8 protein-coding genes and 1 tRNA gene are annotated in these 5,560 nt (G+C 61.1%); 2 read left to right on the forward strand and 7 right to left on the reverse strand.

The genetic code is table 11. The features are described from left to right. Positions 1 to 880: energy transducer TonB (locus tag VJ604_RS04500; RefSeq protein ID WP_324080186.1), on the forward strand; the 880-nt coding region annotated here is incomplete at its 5' end. Here VJ604_RS04500 and galU read toward each other — a convergent pair. The 7 genes from galU to VJ604_RS04535 all read right to left on the reverse strand — a co-directional run bounded on the left by galU (position 877) and on the right by VJ604_RS04535 (position 4,989). Next, positions 877 to 1,743, reverse strand: a complete 867-nt coding sequence (gene galU, locus VJ604_RS04505) for a UTP--glucose-1-phosphate uridylyltransferase GalU (protein ID WP_324080187.1) — start codon at positions 1,741 to 1,743, stop codon at positions 877 to 879. The two genes, VJ604_RS04500 and galU, sit on opposite strands and share 4 nt — an antisense overlap. Positions 1,744 to 1,976: 233 nt before the next feature. After that, entirely contained in the window at positions 1,977 to 2,822 is an 846-nt protein-coding gene (gene folD, locus VJ604_RS04510) for a bifunctional methylenetetrahydrofolate dehydrogenase/methenyltetrahydrofolate cyclohydrolase FolD (RefSeq protein ID WP_324080188.1), read from the reverse strand. Between the two features lie 292 nt (positions 2,823 to 3,114). Further along, positions 3,115 to 3,360 carry an FmdB family zinc ribbon protein gene (locus VJ604_RS04515; protein WP_324080189.1) on the reverse strand — a complete coding sequence of 82 codons (246 nt, stop codon included), beginning with the start codon at positions 3,358 to 3,360 and terminating at the stop codon, positions 3,115 to 3,117. An 88-nt stretch (positions 3,361 to 3,448) separates the two neighbouring features. After that, positions 3,449 to 3,889: a CBS domain-containing protein gene (locus tag VJ604_RS04520; RefSeq protein ID WP_324080190.1), complete on the reverse strand. Its 441-nt coding sequence runs from the start codon at positions 3,887 to 3,889 to the stop codon at positions 3,449 to 3,451. A 26-nt stretch (positions 3,890 to 3,915) separates the two neighbouring features. Then, positions 3,916 to 4,221 (reverse strand): DUF167 domain-containing protein, encoded by a 306-nt coding sequence (locus VJ604_RS04525; RefSeq protein WP_324080191.1) that lies wholly within the window; start codon positions 4,219 to 4,221, stop codon positions 3,916 to 3,918. Then, positions 4,214 to 4,663 (reverse strand): DivIVA domain-containing protein, encoded by a 450-nt coding sequence (locus tag VJ604_RS04530; protein ID WP_324080192.1) that lies wholly within the window; start codon positions 4,661 to 4,663, stop codon positions 4,214 to 4,216. Before VJ604_RS04530 ends, VJ604_RS04525 begins: the two co-directional genes overlap by 8 nt. Next, positions 4,660 to 4,989 (reverse strand): YggT family protein, encoded by a 330-nt coding sequence (locus VJ604_RS04535; protein ID WP_324080193.1) that lies wholly within the window; start codon positions 4,987 to 4,989, stop codon positions 4,660 to 4,662. The genes VJ604_RS04530 and VJ604_RS04535 overlap by 4 nt, the downstream gene beginning before the upstream one ends. 142 nt (positions 4,990 to 5,131) lie before the next feature. Between VJ604_RS04535 and VJ604_RS04540 the strand changes: the two genes are divergently transcribed. Beyond that, positions 5,132 to 5,229, forward strand: a tRNA-Sec gene (locus VJ604_RS04540). Positions 5,230 to 5,560: the final 331 nt, after the last annotated feature.

A 5,560-nucleotide genomic window follows, 5' to 3' on the forward strand; every position in this document is an offset into this window, starting at 1 on the left:
CTTCCTCTACCTCCTGGCGCTCTCCGTACTTCTGCACGTGGCGGCATACCAGCTGATCATCCGGCTCCCCGCCGGAAACCCTCCCAAGGCCGAGCAGACCACCATGGTGGACATCACCGACCTCCCGCTGCCGCCGGAACCGGTGAAGCCGCCGCCGGCTCCAGCACCTGCCCCGGCACCCAGAGTTGCGCGTCCCTCCCCGCTCCCCGAGACCCCGTCCAACGTCAACCGTTTCGCCGAGGAGCGGCAGCGGGTGCCCAAAGAAACCGCGAGGAGGGAGCCGCTCATCCCGTCCCCCCTCCCTCTGCTCCCTCCGGCGGGTCAGCCGCAGGCAAAGCCGCAGCCGAAGCTGCCGGCAGCGCCGGCGCCCAAGGGTGAAGCGCTCCCCACTGAGAAGGGGGGGCAGCCGGTGACCCGCGGGGAGGGGATCTTCAAGAGCAAGTCCCGCGATACCGCCACCCGTCCGGCGCTCTTTCCCTCCGCCAACACCCTGGCCCGCCTGGAGGAGCGCTACCGGGAAAAGTACGTCCCCGAGGTCGAGCAGGGTGACACCGGCTTCCTCAACACCGACGACATCCGCTTCGGCTCCTTCTACCGCAGGCTGGAAAACGCCGTGTACGGCGTCTGGCGCTACCCGCGGGAGGCTGCCGAGCGCGGCATCGAAGGGACCACGCCGGTGAGGATCACCTTCGACAGGGAGGGGAAGGTCGTGCAGGTAGAGTTGTTGGAGAGTTCGGGGAGCAGGATACTGGACAATGAGGTGGTGAGGACCCTCAATGAGATAGGCCCCATCGGTTCCTTACCGAGGGGGTATGTCGGCGACACCTTCAGGGTGATCGCCTTCTTCCACTACATCAACGGCAGAGGCCGTCTCCATTAGCAACCCAGCCGGCCCCTCAGGTAGGCCTCGAAGTCGCCGTTGAACTCTTCCCGCTTCAGTGCCATGTCCACCGTGGCCTTCAGAAATCCCAGCTTATCCCCGCAGTCGTGATGCACCCCCTCGAACCTGCAACCGTAGATGGATTCTCGCTTGGAGAGCTCCAGTATGGCGTCCGTCAGTTGGATCTCCCCACCCTTGCCCGGCTTCTGGCGCTCCAGGATCGGGAAGATGCCGGGTGAGAGGATGTAGCGCCCGATGATGGCGAGGTCGGAGGGTGCCTCCTCCTTGGCCGGCTTCTCCACCAGGTCGAACACCTGGTAGGCCCGCCCCTCCAGAAGGTCGGCGCGCACGCAGCCGTAGGAGGAGATGTTCTCCATCGGCACCTGTTCCAGGGCGAGCACCGGCGAGCGGTAGCTGTCGTACACCTCCAGAAGCTGGGCGAGGCAGGGCTTTTCGGAATCGATGATGTCGTCCCCCAAAAGCACCGCGAAGGGGTCGTCACCCACGAACTCCTTGGCGCAGAGGATGGCGTGGCCAAGGCCCAGCGCCTGCTTCTGCCTCACGAAGAAGATCTTGGCCATCTCCGCAATCTGCTGCACCTGGTGCAGCTCCAGGTCTTTTCCCTTGTCAGAGAGCAGGGACTCCAGCTCGAAGGCGTGGTCGAAGTGGTCCTCGATGGCCCGCTTGCCGCGCCCGGTGACGAACAGGATCTGTTCGATGCCGGAGTCGACCGCCTCTTCCACCACGTACTGGACGAGCGGCTTGTCGATGAGCGGCAGCATCTCCTTGGGCGTCGACTTGGTCGCCGGCAGGAACCTGGTGCCCAGTCCGGCAACCGGAAAAACGGCCTTCTTGACTCGCATGGCATGGCCTCCTTCTACGCATCTATACCACGCCTGCCCGTCCCCTGCGGGAAAGAGCCGTACGGCGCCGGCAAGAGCCTAAACAGGTTGTCCAATTTCCACAGAATCGCGAAACGGGTGCTGCTGCCGCCCTGCCTTGCTGCCTTGGCTGCTGGTATGTCAACCCCCGCGGGGATAACTCTTCATGCGCCAACGCCCCCACTCCGGTCGGGGAGAGGGGGCGAGGCATGGTGCTAGGCCCTTCTGCGGGCCGACTGCAAGGTGTTGTAGAGGAGCATGGTGATGGTCATGGGACCGACCCCGCCGGGAACCGGCGTGATGGCCGAGGCGCGCTCCGCCGCAGCCTGGTACTCCACGTCACCCACCAGCTTCTTCTCGCCCACCCTGTTCACGCCGACGTCGATCACCACGGCACCGTCCTTGATCCAGGAGCCCTTGATCATCTCGGGGACCCCGACCGCCGCGATCACCACGTCGGCCTGGCCAACCTTGGCCGCCAGGTCGCGGGTCTTGGAGTGGCACAGGGTCACGGTGGCGTTTTGCTGCAGGCACATGAAGGCCACCGGCTTGCCGACGATGTTGGAGCGGCCGACCACCACCACTTCCTTGCCGGCCAGCTCGACCCCCGCCTCCTTCAGCATCACCATCACCCCGTAGGGGGTGCAGGGCTGGAAGGTCGGCTTGCCGATCACCAGGCGCCCCACGTTGTAGGGATGGAAGCCGTCGGCGTCCTTGTCCGGAGAGATCGCCTCCAGCACCTTGTCGGTGTTGATCTGCTTGGGAAGCGGCAGCTGCACCAGGATGCCGTCGATCTTGCTGTCCATGTTCAGCTTGTCGATCAGCGCCAAGAGGTCCTGTTCGCTGGTCTCGGCGGGGAGCTTGTACTCGTCCGAGAAGATCCCCACGTCGGCGCAGGCCTTCTCCTTCATGGAAACGTAGACCTTGGAGGCCGGGTCCTCTCCCACCAGTACCACTGCGAGCCCCGGCACCACCCCTTTCTCCTTGAGCTTCGCCGTCTCCGCGCTGATCTCGCCGCGGATCTTCGCTGCTATCGCCTTGCCGTCAATAATCGTTGCCATCATTGATCCCTTTCTATCCCGGCACAACAGTTTCAGCGTGAGCGAAGCACGGATAATTCCAGAAGATCGAGCACCCTCTTCCTTTAATCAGGAAACGGCAAAGCAGCTGGACTCTTTCTGAGGTCTCCGGACATTGCGCCATACGCCAAGGCTACTGCATGCGCCATAGATGCGTGTAATCCAGAAATAATAGGTAACAGAGCGTGCTTTGTAAAGTTTGTTTACAATCTTGTTCCAGTAAAAAAAATGCCCCCGTTGCCGGGGGCATTGGAAGGAAAGCTCAGTATGCCGGTCAGGATGCCGATGGGCAACCGGCGCAGCCTCCGCCCGATTGGCAGGGCATGGCCGGCTTGGAGCTGGAGCTGCCGTAGCCGTCACCGTACCACCCGCCCCCTTTGAGGGCAAAGCCGGACTGGGAGATCAGCTTCTCGACCTCGCCACCGCAGGAAGGGCACTCGGAAGCAGGGGGGTCGGAAAACTTCTGGCGCAGTTCGAAGACACTATCGCAATTTTTGCAGTGGTACTCGTAAAGTGGCATTGCTTTTACATCCTCCTCAAATACGTGAAAAGGGGCAACCGGACGGGCCCTGGAGCAGGTTAAATATAAGGATGCCCCCCCGCCTTTGTCAAGGGGCAAGCTCGAGGCTTTTGGTCATGGCGAACAGCAGCCGGGAGCGGTAGATGATCCCTACCACCTTCTTGCCGTCCACCACCGGCACCCGTTGGAAGCGGTGCTTCAGGAAGAGGTCGGCGACCAGGGAGACGTCGGCGTCCTGGGTGACCGAGATCGGCTGGTGCTCCATGATGTCCGAGATGGGGAGGTCCTTGATCCGGCTGCAGAGCGAGGCGAAGAAGGCGTCGTCGGTTCCCGTGGAGGTAACACCCTCCATCAGCGCGGTGATGATGCTCAAGGGGGTGAGGATACCGGCCAGCCCGCCCCTCTCGTTCAGCACGATAAGCCCCGGCGCCGCGTTCAAGAAGCTCTCGTCACCGAAATTCGCCTTCATGATGCGGACCGCCTCCGCCACGGTGGTTCTCACCGAGATGGACGGCACGTCCGTTACCATAATGTCTCTCGCCTTCATGAAATTAGTCACTCCTCGCGATCTTTGAATAGTGAGAGGAGGGCACTGCCGTCCACCCCTTCCACTCTTACCACCTTGTGCCTCGACTTGGCGCCCGACTTGATGACCACCCGCGACTTGGCGATCCCCAGCGTCTTGGCGATCAGCTCCACGCACTGCTTGTTGGCCGCGTCCTCCACCGGGGGCGAGGTGAGCCTGAGCCTCAGCTCCCCCTCCTTGGGGCCACAGACCTCGCAGCGCGACGCCCTGGGCTGCACGTGGACGGTGAAGACCACCCCCTCGGGGGTCTCGGTCACCTTCAGCTGGTCACTCATTTTCCAGCGCGAGCAGCTTGTAATAGGTATCGAGCAGGTTCTTGAAGCCCGACTCGAACTGTACCTTGTCCCGCTTCAGCTCCTGGATCTGGGAATTGAGCTCGACCAGCTTCTTCTCGGCGTCCGCCACGATCCGCTCCCCCTTGAGCTCCGCCTCCGAGACCATGAGCTGCGCCTCCTTCTGGGCGTTGGCCTTCATCTCCTCGGTGATGCGCTGGGCCGCCAGCATGGTCTCGCGCAGCTGTGCCTCGCGCGCCTGGATCTCGGTCATGGCGGAGGCGCTCCTGTTGAGCTGCTCCTTGAGGTCCGAGTTCTCGCGGATCAGCTCCTCCATCTCGCCGGCCACCGCCTGCAGGAAGGCATCCACATCGTCCGGGTCCAGCCCGCCAAAAACCTTCCCCTTGAACTGCTGCTGCTGGATGTCCATCGGCGTGATTTTCATAGGGCCTGCCCTTTCATTTGGCTGCTGAGCATCATGAGATAGGTGTAGGCCGTATCGAATACCACGATCTGCACGAGGTAGATGAGGACGAACACCACCAGCGGCGAGAGGTCCAGCGCCCCGGTATCCGGCATGTAGCGGCGTACCCGGCGCAGCACCGGCTCGGTGGCACGGTAGATGAAGTTGACGATGGGGTTGTAGGGATCGGCGTTGACCCAGGAAATGACTACGCTTGCCAGAAGGATGTACTTGTAGATGGTCAGGAGTCCGTTTGCCAGCTCGACTATCTTTGCCAGGGCCAAAAGAATATTGGCTAGCAGAATCATTGATCTCCCCTTATAGGTGGTAGCGCGACTGGAAATCTATACAGAAATTACCATACTTTGTCAAGGACGCTCCCGCAAGCAAAAAGAGGGAATTTCGGTTGACAGGAAGCCGGCGATGAACTAAAAAATCTAACCTATAGAAGGAAGCACCACGGTCGCTGGTGGGCCGCCCGGTCTTCAAAACCGGTGTGGGGGGTGAGAAACTTCCCAGGTGGGTTCGATTCCCATGTGCTTCCGCCAAACCTTCCTCCCTATATCCATGCAGTTACCCCTTCAAACAAGGTAGCTACTACTGACAGGCGTCAGGCGGCCCCCTCCCTCTCACCGCCCCCCCTGGCTCTGCTCCTCTCGTCCACCAGTTGCCCCTCTAATTCTACGTACCTTTCCTGACGCCCTTTCTTAAAATCGGCCTGTCTGTTTAGTCGTTGACGCCCCTGACAATGCATCCCCCCTAGATTCGCTCCCCTTTTTTGCACCTCGTTCGGGCCCCATGCCTATAAATTATTAATTATTTAATACATACTTTGGTTTGCCCAAGAGAATTACTTTAGTTTTCATAAAAGTAATCATT

Origin of the sequence: Geomonas sp., assembly GCF_035254065.1 — a bacterium.
Lineage (GTDB): Bacteria > Desulfobacterota > Desulfuromonadia > Geobacterales > Geobacteraceae > Geomonas.

Coding starts and splice junctions, on each gene's coding strand:
- galU (WP_324080187.1), bottom strand. CDS start 1,743: ATGCGAGTCAAGAAGGCCGTTTTTCCGGTTGCCGGACTGGGCACCAGG.
- folD (WP_324080188.1), bottom strand. CDS start 2,822: ATGGCAACGATTATTGACGGCAAGGCGATAGCAGCGAAGATCCGCGGC.
- VJ604_RS04515 (WP_324080189.1), bottom strand. CDS start 3,360: ATGCCACTTTACGAGTACCACTGCAAAAATTGCGATAGTGTCTTCGAA.
- VJ604_RS04520 (WP_324080190.1), bottom strand. CDS start 3,889: ATGGTAACGGACGTGCCGTCCATCTCGGTGAGAACCACCGTGGCGGAG.
- VJ604_RS04525 (WP_324080191.1), bottom strand. CDS start 4,221: ATGAGTGACCAGCTGAAGGTGACCGAGACCCCCGAGGGGGTGGTCTTC.
- VJ604_RS04530 (WP_324080192.1), bottom strand. CDS start 4,663: ATGAAAATCACGCCGATGGACATCCAGCAGCAGCAGTTCAAGGGGAAG.
- VJ604_RS04535 (WP_324080193.1), bottom strand. CDS start 4,989: ATGATTCTGCTAGCCAATATTCTTTTGGCCCTGGCAAAGATAGTCGAG.